Annotated in this window: 10 protein-coding genes; 7 read left to right on the top strand and 3 right to left on the bottom strand. The window is 71.4% G+C overall.

All coding sequences use genetic code 11. The features are described from left to right. Window positions 1-177: 177 nt before the first annotated feature. The 7 genes from Q5722_RS05555 to Q5722_RS05525 all read left to right on the top strand — a co-directional run bounded on the left by Q5722_RS05555 (window position 178) and on the right by Q5722_RS05525 (window position 16,076). Entirely contained in the window at window positions 178-6,423 is a 6,246-nt protein-coding gene (locus Q5722_RS05555) for an Ig-like domain-containing protein (protein ID WP_305027214.1), read from the top strand. Window positions 6,424-6,477: 54 nt separating this feature from the next. Further along, window positions 6,478-7,446, top strand: a complete 969-nt coding sequence (locus Q5722_RS05550; protein ID WP_305027213.1) for an AAA family ATPase — start codon at window positions 6,478-6,480, stop codon at window positions 7,444-7,446. Between the two features lie 4 nt (window positions 7,447-7,450). Continuing rightward, window positions 7,451-8,770 carry a DUF58 domain-containing protein gene (locus Q5722_RS05545; protein ID WP_305027212.1) on the top strand — a complete coding sequence of 440 codons (1,320 nt, stop codon included), beginning with the start codon at window positions 7,451-7,453 and terminating at the stop codon, window positions 8,768-8,770. A gap of 1 nt (window position 8,771) precedes the next feature. Beyond that, window positions 8,772-11,024 carry a transglutaminase-like domain-containing protein gene (locus Q5722_RS05540; RefSeq protein ID WP_305027211.1) on the top strand — a complete coding sequence of 751 codons (2,253 nt, stop codon included), beginning with the start codon at window positions 8,772-8,774 and terminating at the stop codon, window positions 11,022-11,024. Next, window positions 11,021-15,379: a type VII secretion EssC family protein gene (locus tag Q5722_RS05535; protein ID WP_305027210.1), complete on the top strand. Its 4,359-nt coding sequence runs from the start codon at window positions 11,021-11,023 to the stop codon at window positions 15,377-15,379. The genes Q5722_RS05540 and Q5722_RS05535 overlap by 4 nt, the downstream gene beginning before the upstream one ends. 91 nt (window positions 15,380-15,470) lie before the next feature. Next, complete coding sequence (locus Q5722_RS05530; RefSeq protein WP_305027209.1) at window positions 15,471-15,743, top strand: WXG100 family type VII secretion target; 273 nt, start codon at window positions 15,471-15,473, stop codon at window positions 15,741-15,743. A 60-nt stretch (window positions 15,744-15,803) separates the two neighbouring features. Further along, on the top strand, window positions 15,804-16,076 hold the full coding sequence (locus Q5722_RS05525) for a hypothetical protein (RefSeq protein ID WP_305027208.1): 273 nt from the start codon (window positions 15,804-15,806) through the stop codon (window positions 16,074-16,076). A 69-nt stretch (window positions 16,077-16,145) separates the two neighbouring features. On the opposite strand, the gene ppnP is transcribed toward Q5722_RS05525, so the two are convergent. The 3 genes from ppnP to Q5722_RS05510 are packed head-to-tail and all read right to left on the bottom strand — an operon-like array spanning window position 16,146 to window position 18,433. Then, window positions 16,146-16,457, bottom strand: a complete 312-nt coding sequence (ppnP, locus tag Q5722_RS05520) for a pyrimidine/purine nucleoside phosphorylase (protein ID WP_305027207.1) — start codon at window positions 16,455-16,457, stop codon at window positions 16,146-16,148. A gap of 28 nt (window positions 16,458-16,485) precedes the next feature. Beyond that, window positions 16,486-16,761, bottom strand: a complete 276-nt coding sequence (locus Q5722_RS05515) for a Dabb family protein (protein ID WP_305027206.1) — start codon at window positions 16,759-16,761, stop codon at window positions 16,486-16,488. A gap of 13 nt (window positions 16,762-16,774) precedes the next feature. Further along, a complete protein-coding gene (locus Q5722_RS05510; RefSeq protein ID WP_305027205.1) occupies window positions 16,775-18,433 on the bottom strand; it encodes an MDR family MFS transporter in 1,659 nt (552 codons plus the stop codon). Window positions 18,434-18,561: the final 128 nt, after the last annotated feature.

The raw sequence follows: 18,561 nt of genomic DNA, 5'->3' as shown, positions 1-18,561 counted from the left end.
CACACGTGGGCCGCGGGGCGACCGGGTAGTTCTCCCCATCCGGATCGTGGCGAATTCACCGTTCCGCCATCGACGTCTAGTCCGCTTGCAGATACCTTGACCCAGAACTTGCAACGCACAAGGGGGATGGACGTGCGCTCTCGGGCTGGTACTCGGGCATTTCTTCGCCGCCACAGGGTGACGGTCGCGTCGTGGACGGCGCTGGCGGTCGTCTCGGGCGTCCTGGTCACCTACGCGGTCAACGCTGACGGCTACCCGGTGCACAAGGCCGAGCTGAACGACGGCGGCGTCTGGGTGACCAACCAGGCGATGGGCGCGGTCGGTCGGCAGAACGTGCCGGTCGCGCAGATCGACGGGCGCGTCTTCGACGGCAGCGAGTTCACCTCCAACCCCAACCTCGACGTCCTCCAGGACGGCTCGGCGGTCATCTCGGTGAACCGGGCCTCCAGCTTGCTGCTCCCCATCGACGCTGCGATGGCGACGGGCCTCGACGAGCAGGCGGTCACGTCCGCCGGCTCGGACACCCTCTTCGGCGGCGGCAGCATCGGTGCCCTCGACCCCTCCACCGGCACGCTCTGGGCCTCGACGGTCGACCCCGACAGTGGCACCGCCCAGCTCACGGGACTCACCAAGGACGCCAAGCCGGTGGCCACCGTCGGCGGCGGAGCGATCGGTGCCGCCGGCACCGACGGCACCCTCTACGCCGCGTCCGGCGAGGACGGCAAGGTCGTCACGCTGCGCCGCGCGGCGGACACGTTCGAGAAGCCCGAGGTCGACGACCTCTCCGGCGACCACGAGGGTGGCCTCGCACAGATGACGGTGGTCGGCGGCACGCCGGTGCTGGTCGACGAGAAGGGCAACCTGCTCACGCCCTCCGACTCCCTCGGCAACGTCGGCGCCGGCGCCCGCCTCCAGCAGTCCGGTCCGGGGAGCGACGACGTGCTCGTGGCGACGCCCGACGCGCTGGTCGCCGTCGCGGTCGACGGCGGCGGCAAGCGCGAGGTAGCCAAGGTCGGTGCCCAGACCTCCGTCGCGGCCCCTGTCGAGATGGCCAACGGGTGCGCGTTCGCGGCCTGGGGGAGCGGCGAGACCGGCACGCTGGTCTCGGCGTGCGGTGACGCCAAGGCGTCGGTCAACACGTTCGACATCCACGACGGTTCCGAGCTGGTCTTCCGGGTGAACCGCAACCAGATCGTCCTCAACGACGAGAAGAGCGGCATGACCTGGACGGTCACCGACTCCGAGCCGCAGCTGATCTCCAACTGGGAGGCGTTCCGCCAGGAGACCAGCAAGAAGGACGACGACAAGTCGCACAAGACCGAGTCGAAGACCACGCAGCCACCGCAGGCCAAGACCGACGAGCTCGGCGCCCGCGACGGCCGTACGACGGTGCTCAACGTCCTCGACAACGACCTGATCGCCTCCGACGGGATCCTCTCGATCGTCGACGTCAAGGGCGTCACCCGTGATGACGTCCACGTGCGCATCGCTCCGGACCGCCAGTCGCTGCTCGCGACGGTCGACCCGGGCGCGAGTGGCGTCGCGAGCTTCCGCTACACGATCAGCGACGGCACCGGGAAGAAGACCTCGCAGGACGACGGCGAGGTCAGGCTGACCCTGCGCAACGACAACGGCAGCGGCAAGCCCGCGCTCCGTGAGCACGCCGAGGCGCACACCTACCCCGTCGCAGCCGGCGGCGTGGTGGAGATGGCGGTGACCCCCGACTGGCGCGACAAGCAGTACGGCGACCCGGTCGTCGTCCAGTCCGTGAAGGCGAGTGGTGACCTCGACGTGAGCACCACCGCGCTGGGCCTGATCCGCGCCGAGGCGTCGGCGGGAAGCAAGGGCGGCGTCCAGACGATCAGCTACTCCGTCACCACCGGTGGGGTGACCGTGCCCGGCTCGGTGAAGGTCGACGTCGTCCCGGCGGGCACCCGCACCGAGCCGGCGACGGCGGAGCCGGACGTCGTCTCCGGCGAGGCCGGCGGCCCGATCACGCTCAAGCCGCTCGACAACGACATCCCGGGTGCCGACGGCTCCGATGCCGGGGCGAAGCTCGCGCTCGCCGGACGCGTCGCGCCGACCGGTGGCCTCGACGTCGACACCGACCTGGAGTCCGGCGAGGTCACCATCACCGGCTCGCGGCCCGGCACGTACTTCCTCGACTACCGCGCCGGCTTCGGGGCGGCCGCGCGCGCCGACGGCAAGATCCGCGTCGACATCACCGCCCCGACCCCCGAGGGCAACCGCCCGGTGGCCACTCCCGACGTCTCAGCGGTGCACGGCCTGTCGCCGGTGACGATCGACGTGCTCGCCAACGACTTCGACCCGCGCGGCCGCATGCTCGTCGTGCAGAACGCCGAGCCGTCCAGCCCCGACAGCCAGCTCGAGGTGGCTGTCATCGACGGCCGCTGGGTCCGGGTCAACGCCGTCGACGGCACCATGTCGCCGAAGAGCCAGTCGGTGACCTACACGATCAGCAACGGCGACGCGACCGCTGAGGGGTCGATCAACGTCACCCAGCGCGACGCCCTCTCCGGCAAGGAGAACGCCCCGATCCCGCAGACGGACCGGATCACGGTGCGGGCCGGCGACACGGCGGCCGCGCCGGTCCTCGACAACGACGCGACGCCGTCGGGTGACCCGGTGGGCCTGGTGCTGGACGCGTCGGTCGAGCCGATCGGTGAGCTCCGGGTGCTGCCGAAGGTGGGCACGGCGTACGTGTCGGGCCGCCAGGTCCGCTACGTCGCCCCGGCTGACGTGAGCGGTCCGACGGATGTCGATGTCCAGTACGTCGTCGAGAACACCGGCGACCCGACCGCGGAGACCGCGGTGGGGACGCTCAAGGTGCACATCACGCCGGCGCCGTCGGCGAAGAACCCGGACCTGGCGCCGACCCCGCGGGCCCTGGAGGGTCGTGTGGTGCAGGGCGACCTGGTGACGCTGAAGCTGCCGCCGACCGGGTCGGACCCGGATGGTGACTCCGTGGCAGTGACGGGCGTGGCCACGGCGCCGAAGCTGGGACGGATCCTGGCGTTCGGTGCGAACTCGCTGACCTACCAGGCGTATCCGGATGCGAGCGGCACCGACGACTTCACCTACGAGGTGACCGACCAGTTCGGCGAGTCCGCCATCGGCCATGCCCGCGTGGGCGTGGTGCAGGCCGGCGAGCCGCAGGCCCCGGTGGCGGTCAACGACTCCTGGCTGGCCGACCCCTCGCGCACCGTCGACGTCGACGCCCTCGGCAACGACCTGCGCACGCCCGGCACGCGCGTCGACATCCTGCCCCTCGAGGACCACGGCACCGACGCGAAGCTGCAGTCCGACCAGGGCCCCGTGAGCGTGCACGCTCCCGACGACGGCAAGACCCGCAACGTCATCTACACGATCAGCAACGGCCTCGCCGAGTCGCGCGGTGTCGTCTCCATCGAGGGACGCAAGGGCTACGACAACCCGCCCGTCACCCGGGACCTCTTCGCCACCCCCAAGGCGGGCGCGGACACCGTCGAGGTCAACGTCCTCGCTGCCGTCTTCGACGTGGACGGACCCGAGGACAAGATGAAGCTCGACGAGGTCACCGGCGTCGGCGAGTCGAAGGACGGCGAGAAGCCGCCCATCCACGACGGCAAGGTCACCATCCCCGTCAAGGACGTGGCGCAGGTGCTCGCCTACCGGGTGCTGGACGACGAGGGTGCCGCTGCGGCGGGTGCGATCTACGTGCCGGCGAAGCCGACGGGCACTCCGTACCTGAAGCCGGGTGCGTCGATCTCCATGGATCCCTCCTCGACCACGGACGTCGACCTGAGCGACCTGGTGGAGGATCCCGAGGGTGACCCGGTGGTGCTGACCACGGTCGACGGCATCAGCGCGTCGCCGGCCGACCGCCTGTCGGTGAAGGGCAAGGACAAGGACACGCTGACGCTGACCTCGACGAAGAGCGAGGGCCCCGGCTCGGTGGTGTTCGAGGTGTCGGACCGGGCGAAGCTGACGGACCCCGAGGCGCACACGGCGTTCATCTCGGTGCCGGTGCAGGTCGGTGAGCTGAAGCCGGTGATCAACTGTCCGTCGTTGCCGATCGACGTCCCCGAGGGCGGGGTGAGCAAGTCGATCGACATCGCCTCGGTCTGCCACGTGTGGACGAGCGACCCGCGCCAGGCCCGCGACCTGACCTTCACGGCCGACTGGAAGCAGGAGGTCACGGGCGTCGACGTCTCGACCGACGGCGGCTCCGTGCAGCTGAAGGCGAGCGCCGATGCGCACCGTGGCGACACCGGCGTCATCGCCGTGGGCGCCAAGGGATACAGCGCCTCCGGCAAGCTGCTGGTGCGGGTGGTCGCCCTGCCGGCACCGAAGCTCGCCCCGATCCAGCTCGACACCGAGGCCGGCAAGCCGGTCACGGTCGACGTCGCGCGCTACGTCACCTCGCCGCTGCCGTCGAGCAGCCGGGACATCAAGGTCACGTCCGTGTCCGCCCAGGGCGGTGCCTCCGCGACGAGCTCCGTCGAGGGAAGCAAGGTCACCTTCACGCCGCAGCCCGACACCGATGGCGTCATGCGCTACCGCCTCGAGGTCAGCGACGTCGGCGGCAGCACCACGAGCGGCCGTCCGAAGGCGACCGGCGAGGTCGAGCTCGCCGTCGTCGCCCGCCCCGACGCACCGTCGGGTCTCGCGGCCGGACAGGAGATGCTCGCCAACACGGTCGCCCTCACGTGGCACACCCCCGACAACAACGGCAAGCGGATCGACGGCTACGAGGTCCAGTACTCCGGACCCTCCAGCGGCACGTTCCACTGCTCCGGCACGCCGTGCCGCGTCACCGGGCTCAAGAACGGCGACCCCTACACGTTCAAGGTCCGCGCCCACAACGCCACGCAGCAGAACGGCGGCTGGTCGGAGTGGAGCAACACCGCCAAGGCGACGCCCGACGCGCTGACCGGCCCGCCGCTCGACCCGGCCGTCGTCCTGCAGCGCGACAACGCGCTGACGGTGAAGTGGTCGAAGCCGGCTCCCTGTGACTGCTCCGACGTGCAGAAGTACCGCGTCTCGTGGCCCGGCGGCGTGCGCGACCTGTCCGCGGGCACGCTCCAGACCACCGTCCCGGCCCCCAACGGGGACGTGATCACGGTCAGGATCATGGCGCTCAACAAGAAGGGCATCCAGACCAACAACGGCCCGTCGACCAGCGTCACGGGCACCGGTGCCGGCAAGCCGGCCGCGCCGGGCGCCCCCTCGCTGTCGCCGACCAACCGCCCGGGCAACGCGTCGAAGGCGATCAACATCTCGTGGTCCCCGGTCGGAGCCAACGGCCCCGGTCCGGTCGCCTACCAGGTCGAGCGCAGCGGTGGCCCCGGCACCACGATCGTCTGTGCCTGGGCCACCGGCACCTCCTGCAACGACGAGGTCGCCAACGACGGCACGGTCTACAGCTACCGGGTCCAGGCCAAGAACGCCGAGGCCGACTCCCCGCGGGAGACCACGGCAGCCGGCAAGGCCACGCACATCTCCGACTGGGGCAACGCCTCGCAGATCGAGGCCTCGGCCCCGCCCAACGCACCGGTGATCACCAGCCTCAAGCCGACCGGCCAGGACGGCACGGCGACGATCACCTTCGACGTCGGTGCCTCGCACGGCAGGTCCAACACGGTCACGTGTGAGTCGAGCGCGGGCGCCTGTGGCACCTGGACGTTCCCGACCGCCGGCCAGAGCGGTGTCACCCGCACCCTGAGCGGATTCCCGGACGGCAGCACCACGACGGTGACGCTGCGGGAGTGCAACGGCGGCGCGGCCAACATGTGCGCGACCTCGAACTCCGCGCAGGTGGTCACGTACGGGCCGATCGGTGCGGTGTCGATCAACGCGACCCCGGACAGCCCGGCGACCGGCGACCGGACCACCAACTGGTCGATCTCGGTGGATCCCAACGGTGCTCCCGTGCACTGGACCGTCCGCAGCTCGGTGAACGGCGTGATCGCGCAGGGCGACTCGGGCAACGGCCCGTTCAACAAGTCCGGCGGCGAGACCCTCGGCTACTCGCAGAGCGTGACCTACACCGTGACGGTCACCGACGCGAGCGGCCACGGACGTGCCGGCAGGAGCGACTCCGACGGGGCACGCACCGGCGCCAACCCACCGCCGCCCCTGAGCGTGTCGGTCAGCAAGGGCGCGTCGTGCTCCGGCTCGGGCTGCCCGGGCGCCCAGAGCGCCTGTGCCGCCACCTGCTGGTGGATCGACGTCACGACCAGCGGCTTCAGTGGCGGCGTCTCGTGCGACCTGCACAACGTCTCCGACGGATCCGTCTGGTGGAGCTGGTCGCAGGGTGGCAACACCACCGCGAACAGCGGCGCCTGGAACGGCAAGACCAACGGGTTCTACGCCACCTGCTCACGCTCCGGCGAGTACGCCAGATCTGCCAACGCCTGGTGACCCAGGCCCCCACCCCGAACAGCCATCCCTCGTCGCTCACCTCAGGAGAAACCGATGTCCCTCACCACCGACCAGGCCCACTGGTTCCGCCAGACCTTCGACAAGATGGCCGACAACGTGGAGAAGGCCGTCCTCGGCAAGCGCCACATCGTCAAGCTCGCGCTGACCTGCCTCCTGGCCGAGGGCCACCTCCTGCTGGAGGACTACCCGGGCACCGGCAAGACGCAGATGGCCCGTGCCCTGGCCAACACCATCCAGGGCACCAACTCGCGCATCCAGTTCACCCCGGACCTCCTCCCGTCCGACGTGACGGGTGTGACGGTGTACGACCAGAACAAGGGCGGCTTCGAGTTCCACCCCGGCCCGATCTTCCACAGCATCGTGCTCGCCGACGAGATCAACCGCGCCTCGCCGAAGACCCAGTCGGCCCTGCTCGAGGTCATGGAGGAGGGCCGGGTGACCGTCGACGGCACGACCCACAGCGTGGGCAAGCCGTTCATGGTGATCGCCACGCAGAACCCCATCGAGCAGGCCGGCACCTACCGCCTGCCCGAGGCGCAGCTCGACCGCTTCCTGATGAAGACCTCGGTCGGCTACCCGGACGAGGCCTCCACGGTGGACCTGCTGCTCAACGCCTCCGTGCGTGACCGCGCCACGCTCGTCGAGCCGATCATCACCTCGGCCACCGTTGCGCAGATGGCCGAGCTCGGCGACAAGGTCCACGTCGACGCCGCGATCGTCCGCTACGTCTCCCAGCTGGCCGAGGAGTCGCGACGCCACCCCCACGTCAAGCTCGGCCTGTCGGTCCGTGGCTGCCTCGCGTTCGTGCGTGTCGCCAAGGTCTGGGCGCTCGCCGACGGCCGTGACCACCTGATCCCCGACGACATCAAGGACCTCGCGGTCCCGGTGCTCTGTCACCGGCTCCTCCTCGACGCCGAGGCGCAGTTCAACGGCGTGACGGTCGAGCAGGTCATCAGCCAGCTCCTCGACGACGTCGCGCCGCCGAGCGAGCGGGTCGCCTGAACCCATGGCCCGAGTGAAGCGAAGGCGCGCGGAGGCGCCGTCCGGTGAACGCCGGGCGGCCGGTGCCGCGCGCGGCATGACGGACGCGCTGCGCACGGCGGCGGGCAGGGTGGTGCCCCTCCTCGGCACGGCGCGGGAGCGTGCGACCGAGGTCGCCGCACCGGTGGCCCGCAGGGTCGGGCCGGCGTGGGCGACGTTCACCCCGGCCGCGCGGGCGCTGCTGGTCATCGGCGCGATCGCCTGGCTCGCTGCCGCGTGGGGTGGCTGGCGCGAGATGGCGGTCGTTGCCGCCGGCATCCTGACGCTGCTGGTCCTCGCCGCCCTCTTCATGATCGGCCACACCCACCTCGAGGTCCGGCTGACCACCGAGCCGCCGCGGGTGACCGTGGGCAACCCGGTCACGGGCGAGGTCGAGGTCCGCAACAAGGCGAAGTCGCCGCTGCTACCGGTCCGGCTGGACCTGCCGGTGGGCCAGGGCGGTGTCGCCTTCGATCTGCCCGCACTGCGTCCCGGCAGCACGCACGCCGAGCTCTTCGTCGTGCCGACCGAGCGTCGTGGCGTCATCGAGGTGGGCCCCGTGACGACCGGCCGCGGCGACCCGGTCGGCCTGTTCCGCCGCGAGGTGACCTGGTCCGACGTGCACGAGATCTTCGTGCACCCGGTGATCACACCGCTCGAGCCGCTGGGGGCGGGACTGATCCGGGACCTCGAGGGCAACGTCTCCGAGAACGTCTCGCAGTCCGACCTCGCCTTCCACGCCCTGCGCGAGTACCTCCCCGGTGACGACCTCCGCCACATCCACTGGCGCTCGTCGGCCCGCCACGGCCAGTTGCTCGTGCGGCAGTTCCTCGACACCCGGCGCTCCCACATCAACGTGATCGTCGACAGCGACCCTGCGTCGTACCGGGACCCGGAGGACTACGAGCTCGCGATCAGCGCCGCCGCCTCCCTGCTGGTGCGCGCCATCATGGACGGCTTCGACGCGACGTTCCTGAGCGGACAGCACGCGATGACGCGGGGCACGGGCCGCTCGGCCCTCGACGCCTGCTCGCGCGCCGAGCTGTCCGGCGACCGGATCATGGACGTCGCCGGCCGCGGTGCGCGCCTGGCCCCGGACACCAGCCTGGTCTGCCTCGTGACCGGCCCCCACGCGCCGTTCACCACGCTGCAGCGGGCGGCCGCCCACTTCCCGATCGAGGTCGGCAAGATCGCGATGATCATCGACCCGCAGGCCACCGCGTCGCTGAAGGCGGTCGCGGACCTGCCGCTGCTCACGCTCGGCGCCCTGTCCGAGCTCCCCGGCCTGCTGAAGTGGGGTCTCTGACATGGCGCGCAAGGCATCGCTCGTCCCGACCGGTCGCGCGCTCGTCGACCTGCTCTTCGTGCTCGGCCTCGGCACCATCGCGATGTACGGGTTCAAGGACACCTTCCACGGCTGGTCCTTCCTGCTCGCCGGCGTGCTCGGCCTGCTGCTCGGTGCCCTGCTGGCCCACCTGGCGGTCGAGCTCGCCCAGCCGGTGGTGGTGCTGGCGCTCTTCGTGGTCGTCGCGTTCTTCCTGCTCGGCGGTGCGGTCGCCGGGCCCGACAGCGCTGCCTCGGCGCTGCCGCTGCCGGGCACCCTCGTCGACCTCGCTGACAAGTCCGTGCACGGCTGGAAGGAGCTGCTCACCACGCTTCCGCCGGTCGACGGCGGACCGCTCCTCGCCCTGCCCTACCTCCTCGGCCTCGTCGCGGGCGCCGGCACGCTGACCCTCGCGCGCCGGCTGCGTTCGGCATGGGTGCCGCCGGTGGGGGCGCTCGCCCTCGTCGCCGCCGTGATCCTGCTCGGCGTCAAGGACGCCAGCCACCTGGCCGTCACGGGGCTCCTGGTCGCCGTCCTCGGCGTCGCCTGGGTGGTCATCCGGGCCCGGTGGCGCTCGGCCACGGTCACCATCGGCAGCCGCAACCGCAGCCGCGTCCTCCTCGGCGCCGGCCTGTGCGGGCTCGCGGCGCTCGGCGCCGTCGCGGTCGGCCCGCACCTCCCGGGCACGTCGGAGGAGCGCACGGTCCTGCGGACCTGGGTCGAGCCGCCGTTCGACGTCGGGCAGTACCCGTCGCCGCTGGCGTCGTTCCGGAAGTACACGAAGGGCTACGACGGCCCCCCGCAGTACAAGCTCAACGACAAGCCGCTGCTCGACGTGAAGGGCCTGCCGGAGGGCACCCGGATCCGGTTCGCCGGCATGGACAGCTACAACGGCATCGTCTTCGGCGCGGCCAACGACTCCGGCCTGGAGCCGGGCAACGCCGACACCTTCCAGAAGGTCGGCTCGGTGATCGCCAACCCGGCCACCGGCCGCAAGGTCACCGCCCGGGTCAAGGTGCTCGACGGCTACCGCGGCGTCTGGCTCCCGGAGGCGGGCGCCCTGACCGGCATCAGGCTCGGCACGGGCCTGGCCGACCAGACCGACTCCTTCCGCTACAACCTGGCCACCAACACCGGTGTGGTGCCGGGCGGCATCGCGCCGGGCGACACCTACACGTTCCAGGCGGTCCTGCCCGACGACGGGCTCGACAAGGGGCTGACCACGTGGTCCGGCTCGCTGCCCGGCGTCGAGGCCGCCAGCCGCTTCCAGAGCCTCGCGGCGCAGATGGCGGGCCAGTCCGCCACCTCGCCCCTCGAGCGGGTGCTCGCGATCGCCGACGAGATGAAGACGACCGGCAAGTACACCGACGGGGGAGCGGGCGCGGAGCAGTTCCGCCCCGGCCACTCGCTGTCGCGCCTCACCGAGTTCACCGCCGCCGACCGGCAGATGGCCGGCGACGATGAGCAGTACGCCGCGATGATGGCGATCCTGGCCAACCAGGCCGGTGTGCCCGCACGCGTCGTGATGGGCGCGAAGGTCCCTCCCGGCGGCATCATCAAGGGAAGCGACGTCCACGCCTGGGTCGAGCTCCGGGCGGCCGACGGCACCTGGCGCACGCTGCCCCAGGACCGGTTCATGAGCGACACGCCGCCGCAGCAGGAGGCGCCACAGCTGCAGAAGCTGGTCGCCGGCAAGGTGATCCCGCCGCCGGCCCCGGTGCGCCCGCCGTCCAGCGCGGGGGACCCGGTCGAGGACAGCCTCGACCGCCTCGACCAGCACCACGGCTCGTCGTTCCAGGTGCCCGGGTTCGTGTGGTGGATCCTCAAGTGGGTCGTGCTGCCGCTGCTGGTGGCCGCCGCCCTCGTCGGCCTGGTGCTCTTCCTCAAGCGCCGCCGCACCCGCCTGCGGCGTACGACGGGCACGGCCGCCGCGCGCGTGGCCGCCGCCTGGCGCGACCTGCTCGACCACGCCCGCGACCACGGCCACGCCGTGAGCGGCCGCGCGACCCGGCGGGAGCAGGCAGCCGCCATCCCGGTCGAGGGCTTCGGCGACGTCGCCCGCAGCGCCGACGCCGGCGTCTTCGGGCGCACCGAGCCGACCGACGAGCAGGCCGAGCACCTGTGGAGGCAGGTCGACGAGCAGCGCGCCCGGATGGACGCTCCGCTCTCGCGCCTGGCCCGCTGGAAGGTCGCGCTCAACCTGGCCAGCTTCCGCCGCATGGAGGGATCCTCGTGAAGCTCAAGTTCACCCTGCGACGCCCCGGAGGGTCGGCGACCGACCTCGTCGCGCACCTCGACGCGACGGCCACCATCGGCGACCTCGCCAACCACCTCGCGGCCTCCGACCCGCAGGGCGGGCGGGTCTCCGACCGCGCGGTGACGCTCGCGCTCGCCGACCACGGCCGGCTGCTCGACCCCACCCTCCACGTGGGCGAGGCCGGGCTGGCCTCGGGCGTCACCCTCACGCTGGCTCCGGCCAGCGACCGCTACTCCGCGGCCACGGTGCAGAACGCCGCCGCGAAGCTGAAGGTCGTCGCCGGTCCCGACGCCGGCCGGGAGTTCCCGCTGGCGGTCGGCTCGGTGATGATCGGGCGCGAGGCCGACTGCGACATCGTGCTGTCCGACCCGCTGGTCTCCCGGCGCCACGTCCGCGTCAACGTCTCCGACGTCATCGAGGTGATCGACCAGGGCTCCGCCAACGGACTCCACATCGACGGCGACCCGTCGGTCCGCGCAATCCTCGGCCCGACCGACCGGGTGCGGGTCGGTGACACGGAGTTCACCGTCACGCAGCTGGTCACGCCGGCGCAGACCGCCGGCCAGGTCGACTTCATCCGGTCGCCCGTCGTGCTGAAGGTGCACGAGGGCCACACCTTCGACGTCGTCGAGGCGCCCGAGAAGCCCTCGCCGCGCAAGCTGTCGCCGATCATCTACGTCGCACCGCTGCTGATGGGCCCCCTGCTCTACCTGGTCACCCACCGGGTCAGTGCGCTGATCTTCATCGTGATGTCGCCGCTCATGGCGACGCTGTCGGTCATCGAGTCGAGGATCTCGGCCAAGCGGGAGTGGCGGAACCTCCAGGCGCAGTTCGCCTCCGAGCTCGCGGCACTGGCCGCGCACATCGACGGGGTGCAGGCCGAGGAGGTCGCCTCCCGGCTGGCCGAGCACCCCTCGGTCGTCGACTGCACCGAGGCGGTCCGCGAGCTCGGCCCGCTGGTCTGGTCGCGCCGCCCCGACCAGCCCCGGTTCGCCGAGCTGCGGCTCGGTGTCGGGGCGCTCGCGACCCGCTCGTCGTTCGCCACCGCGCGCGTCGGCCGGGCGCCGTACGAGCTCGTGCAGCAGTACGAGGATCTCGTCGAGGAGCACCGGCTGGTCGGCGGCGTTCCCGTCGTGGGTGTGCTCGGCGAGACCGCGATCGGCGTCGCCGGGCCGCGCCAGCGACTGCTCGAGGTGGTCCGCGCGCTCATGGTGCAGGCAGTCACCCTCCACGCGCCCTCGGAGCTGGTCGTCACCGGCTTCCTCGCTGCGGAGAACGCCGCGGACTGGTCCTGGATGACCTGGCTCCCGCACACGATGCCGGCCAGCAGCCCGCTCAGCTGCGACCACCTGGCCAGCACCCCGGTCGGCACGGGCACCCTGCTCGCCGAGCTCGAGTCGCTGCTGGAGAGCCGCACCGGTGCCCGGACCGACGAGGAGAAGCGCCCCGCGGTCGTGGTGCTCGTCGAGCCCGGCACGACGGCCGACCACGCGCGCCTGGTCCACCTGGCCGAGCGCGGCCCGGAGCTCGGCGTCCACGTGATCTGGCTGGCCACCTCGGCGCGCACGCTGCCCGCGGCGTGCCGGGTCTTCCTCGAGCTCATCCCGTCCGACGGCACCTCGCACGTGGGCTTCGTCGTCGAGGGCGACACGGTCAGCCCGGTGACCGCCGAGGGCCTCGACGCCGCGTCGGCGATGACCGTGGCGCGCACGCTCGCGCCGGTGGTCGACGCGGGCGCACGTTCGGAGGACGCCAGCGACCTGCCGCGATCGGTCACGCAGTTCGCCCTGCTGGGCCACGAGCTCAAGGACCACCCCGAGGTCATCGTCGAGCGCTGGCTGGAGAACAACTCGCTCCTCTCCGGCCCCAAGGCCCCCGCCGAGCGCCCGAAGCGTGCCGGCAACCTCCGCGCGGTCTTCGGCCAGACGGCCGCAGGGCCGCACGCGCTCGACCTGCGTGCCGACGGCCCACACGCGCTGGTCGGCGGCACGACGGGTGCCGGCAAGTCCGAGCTGCTGCAGTCGTGGATCACCTCGCTGGCAGCGGCCCACAGCCCGGAGCGCGTCACGTTCCTGCTGGTCGACTACAAGGGCGGCGCGGCGTTCGCCGACTGCACCGAGCTGCCGCACACGATCGGCCTGGTCACCGACCTCTCGCCGGCGATGGTGCGGCGCGCGCTGACGTCGCTCAGCGCCGAGCTGCACTTCCGCGAGGAGCTCTTCGCCGAGCACGGCGTCAAGGACCTCCAGGAGATGGAGAAGCACGGCATCGTCGGCGCACCGCCCTCGCTGGTGATCGTGGTCGACGAGTTCGCGGCGCTGGTCAAGGAGGTGCCGGAGTTCGTCGACGGCGTCGTCAACGTCGCCCAGCGCGGCCGGTCGCTCGGCCTGCACCTGATCCTCGCCACCCAGCGACCGGCCGGTGTCATCAAGGACAACCTCCGCGCCAACACCAACCTCCGCGTCGCGCTGCGCATGGCCGACGAGATGGACTCCACCGACGTCCTCGGCACCGACGCCGCCGCGCACTTCGACCCGGCGATCCCGGGCCGCGCGATGTCGAAGTCCGGGCCGCGCCGCCTCACCTCCTTCCAGACCGCGTACGCCGGCGGCTGGACGTCGTCGGAGCCGGAGCCGCCCGAGATCGTGGTCGAGGAGCTCGGCCTCGGCTCGCGCCGTCGCTGGGAGGTGGAGAAGCCGCCCGCGGCCCACAAGGACCGCGCCGAGACCGACATCAAGAAGCTGGTCCAGAACATCATCGCGGCCAACGAGCTCGCCGAGCTCCGCCCTCCGCGGAAGGCCTGGCTTCCGGAGCTGCGTCCCGTCTACGACATCGCGACGCTGCCCACGCGCCGCCGCGACGACGAGCTGACCTTCGCGATCGCCGACGACCCCGAGCGGCAGTCGCAGCCGGCCGTCGCCTTCCGGCCCGACCGCGAGGGCAACCTGGCCGTCTACGGCACGGGTGGCTCCGGCAAGAGCACGCTGCTGCGGTCGCTCGCCCTGGCGGCGGGCTTCTCGCACCGCGGCGGACCGTGCCACGTCTACGGCATCGACGTCGGCTCGCGGGGCCTGGCGATGCTCGAGGACCTGCCCCACGTGGGCAGCATCATCCCGGGCTCCGACCACGAGCGGATCGTCCGCCTGCTCACCTGGCTGCGCCAGGTCGTCGACGAGCGCGCGGGCCGCTACGCAGCCGTCAACGCGGCGACGATCACCGACTACCGCCGTCTCGCCGGTGCACCCGACGAGACCCGGATCCTGCTGCTGGTCGACGGCATCGCGGCGTTCCGGTCCGCCTACGAGACCGCCGACCGCCTCAAGTACGTCGACCTGCTGACCGCGATCGCCAGCGAGGGCCGCCCGGTCGGCGTCCACGTGGTGATGGCGGCCGAGATCCGCACCGGCCTCACGACGGCGATGTCGTCGGCGGTGCAGCGTCGCGTCGTGCTCCGCATGGCGACGCCCGACGACTACGCGATGCTCGGGGTCGCCAACGACGTCCTCGACGAGACCACGCCTGCCGGCCGGGGGATCGACGGCGACCGCCAGGTCCAGGTCGCGGTGCTCGGGGAGAAGGCCGACGCGCTCAGCCAGGCCGAGCAGGTCCGGGCGCTGGCCAGTGCCATGCGCGACGCCGGCGTGGCGACAGCGCCTCCGATCGTGAGCCTGCAGTCCGAGGTCGCGCTCGCCGACCTGCCGGTGCCGGCGCACGGCCTGGTCACGGTCGGCCTCGCGGGCGACACCCTCGCGCCGGCCGACATCGATCCGACCGGGGCCTTCCTGCTCATCGGCCCGCCGGGCAGCGGCCGCTCGACGGCCCTCGCGACGCTGGTCGCGTCCATGCGGCGCACGCATCCGGAGGCAGAGCTGCACTGGTTCGGCCCGCGTCGCTCCGCGCTCGCCGGCCAGCCGTTCTGGGCGTCGTCGTCGACTACCGTCGAGGAGACCGTCAAGAACGCCAACGAGCTGACCGCGCAGCTCCAGGCCCGCGCGGCGGGTGCCCCGCCGGTGATGGTCGTCGTGGAGGCGGCCGGTGACTTCGTCAACACCCCGGCCGACGCGGCGTTCCAGCAGCTGGTGAAGGCGTGCGTCGCGGAGGAGCAGTGGTTCGTGGCCGAGGGCGAGGTGAGCACGGTGAAGACCGGCATGGGCTACCTCGGCCTGGTCAAGAGCGCGCGGCGCGGTCTGGCGCTCCAGCCGGACCAGGAGAGCGGTGCCGGCATGTTCAACACCGCGTTCCCGCGGATCAACCGCAACGACTTCCCGGTCGGACGAGGACTGCTCGTCGGGTCGGGTCGCTCGTCGATGGTGCAGGTCGCCCGCTCCTCGTGAGTGGGTAGTTCTCCCCATCGACTGCACAGCACAACGAAATTAGGTTTCTCGGCATTGGGGGACCGCCCCACCAAGGAAAGGGAACAGATCCATGAGCATGATGGGAATGGACGTCGAGGTCATCCGTGGCGTCGCGCAGCAGCTGACCGCCCAGGCGGACGAGATCCAGACCGTGATCACCGCCGTCGACGCGCAGATCGCCGACGCGGACACCAACTGGGACGGTGACGACGCCACCGCATTCATCGACCAGTGGAACAACGCCCAGAAGCCGGGTCTGACGCAGGCCGAGGACGCGCTCCGCCAGCTCGCCACCAAGGCGACCACGCAGGCGGACGAGCAGGAGCAGACCTCCGCCAGCTGACCGGCGGCACCCCCACCATCTCTCGGGTCCCGCTGACCCGCCCTCGGAAGGAGAAGCACCATGGCTTTCACCGGTATGAACATCGAGGCGATCAAGAACGTCGCCACGCAGCTCACCCAGCAGTCGGACGCGCTCAACAACGTCATCTCGGTCGTCGACGGCCAGATCCAGACGGCTGAGCAGAACTGGCACGGCGCGGACGCGACGGCGTTCGCCGACGAGTGGAACAGCGCCCACAAGGCGGCCCTCCAGCAGGCCGCCACCGCGATCGGCCAGATGGCCACCGACGCCACCAACCAGGCCTCGCAGCAGGAGGCGACCTCCAACGCCTGATCGGCTTCCGGAACCACGAAGGCCCGCCGCTCACGAGGAGCAGCGGGCCTTCGGCGTACGGAGGTGGTCTCAGCCGAAGTGGCAGACGTAGTGCAGGGTCTCGGTGGTCTCGATGTCGAACGACGAGTCGCCCGGCACCTGGAAGGACTGGCCGCCGGTGTACTCGGTCCACTCCTCGGATCCGGCGAGGCGGACCCGGCAGGCGCCCGCGAGGAGCTCCATGACCTCCGGAGCGCCCGTGGTGAAGAGCAGGGTCGAGGGCAGGATCACGCCGACCGACTTCTTCGTGCCGTCCTCCAGCACGATGCTGTGCGAGACGCACTTGCCGTCGAAGTAGACGTTGGCCTGCTTGGTCACGGAGACGTTGTCGAACTGGGTCACGGCGTGATCCTAGGGCAGGGCGCCGGGCTCACTCGACCCAGTCACCGACCAGCCAGTCGGCGTGGTCGCGCATGTGCGCCACCGCGCGCACGTGCTGCTCGGAGACCCGCCATGCCTGGAAGGACGCCTCGTCGTCGAACGTCGAGTCCTCGACCACCACGGTGCCCTTGCGGTCGTCGAGGCTCGTCGTGATCGTCCAGCGGCTCGCGCCGAGCCGTGGGCGGGCGGCTTCGAGGACGGCGACCGCCTCGTCGGCGGAGGCGCCCTCGTGGAGCCGGAACAGGACGACGTGGCGGTAGGTCACGGCGCGAGGGTAGTCACTCGGCCATCGCAGCGCGCGCAGCGGCGCTGGCCGACTGGCTGCGCAGCGTCACCTTCGGCATCAGCAGCAGCACCAGGAAGCCGAGGACGCCGACGCAGCCGGCCGCGAGGAAGACGACGTCCATCGACTGCGCGAAGCCGACCTTGAACGGGTGGGCGAAGACGTCGGCGAGCCGGTTGATGATCGAGGAGTCGTCCTGGACGCCCTGCAGCACGCCGGAGCTGCCTCCGGTCATCGCGTGGGCGACGGCGGCGTTGTCGGGGTTCGCCAGGACCTTCGGGTCGGCGAGTGCACCCTGGAACTCCGGCGTCCGCGCCGCAGCCTTGAAGGCGGAGGAGATGTTGTCGCCGACGGTGCTGAAGAGCACCGAGAGGAAGACGGCGACGCCGATCGTGCCGCCGATCTGCCGGAAGAACGTGGCAGAGCTCGTGGCGACGCCGATCGCCTGCGGGGGCACGGCGTTCTGCACGATGAGCATCAGGGGCTGCATGCAGTTGCCCAGGCCGAGGCCGGTGACCAGCATGAAGAGCATCACGACCCAGAGCGCGGTGTCCGCGCTGATCGTCGCGAGCAGGAAGAGGCCCACGCTCATCACGGCGACGCCGATGATCGGGAACTCCCGGACCCGGCCGGTGCGGCTGACGACGATGCCGGAGGCCATCGAGGCGCTCATCATGCCGAGGACCAGCGGCAGCATCATCAGGCCCGAGGTCATGGGGGAGGCCCCGTGGACGATCTGCATGTACTGCGGGAGCACCGTCATGCCACCGAACATGGCCACACCGACGACGACGCTGCCGACGATGGTGACGGCCGCGGCGCGGATCCTGAAGATGCCGAGCGGGATCAGGGCGTCGCGGCCCATGCGGTGCTCGGTGTAGACGAAGCCGAGGACGCCGACCGCGCCGACGGCGAAGCAGGAGAGGCTGCGGCCGGAGTCCCAGCCCCAGGTCCGGCCCTGCTCGGCGACGGTCAGCAGCGGCACGAGCGCCGCGACGAGGAGGACGGCGCCCCACCAGTCGATGCGCGCCTGCCGGCGTACGTGGTGGAGGTGGAGGGTGCGGCTGACGACGACCAGCGCGATCGCGCCGATGGGCGCGTTGATGAGGAAGATCCAGCGCCAGCCGGCGATGCCCACGATCGTGTCGGCCTGCGCGAACAGTCCGCCGATGATCGGGCCGACCACGCTCGAGGTCGCGAACAGGGCCATCATGTAGCCGGTGTACTTCGCGCGCTCGCGCGGCGCCACGATGTCACCGAGGATCGCCAGCGCGAGGGTGAAGAGGCCACCTGCACCGATGCCCTGCACCGCGCGGAACGCCGCGAGCTGGTACATCGAGGTCGAGAAGGTGCAGAGCACCGACCCGATGACGAAGATCGTGATCGCGAACGAGAAGAGCGACTTGCGGCCGAACAGGTCACCCAGCTTGCCGTAGATCGGCGTCGCGATCGTCGAGGTGATCAGGTACGCCGTGGTGACCCATGCCTGGATGCTCAGCCCGGACAGGTCGTCCGCGATGGTGCGGATGGCCGTGCCGACGATCGTCTGGTCGAGCGCCGCGAGCAGCATGCCCGCCATCAGTCCGGTGAGGATCGACAGGATCTGCTGGTGGGAGTACTCGCCGGGAGCGGTCTCCTGCTGCACGTCAGTCACCCGTCAAGGTTAGTGGGAATCGCCAAGCACTTCACGTCCGGCCGGCCGGGGAGAGCCCGAGCCGCAATACCGGCGTGCACCGCCGCGGGGAGATGCAGCAGCGGCGGCCACCCGTGAGGGTGACCGCC

Origin of the sequence: Nocardioides jiangxiensis, assembly GCF_030580915.1 — a bacterium.
GTDB lineage: Bacteria > Actinomycetota > Actinomycetes > Propionibacteriales > Nocardioidaceae > Nocardioides > Nocardioides jiangxiensis.
Note: the sequence above shows the minus strand (reverse complement) of the source record. Positions and strands in the feature narration are given on the sequence as shown.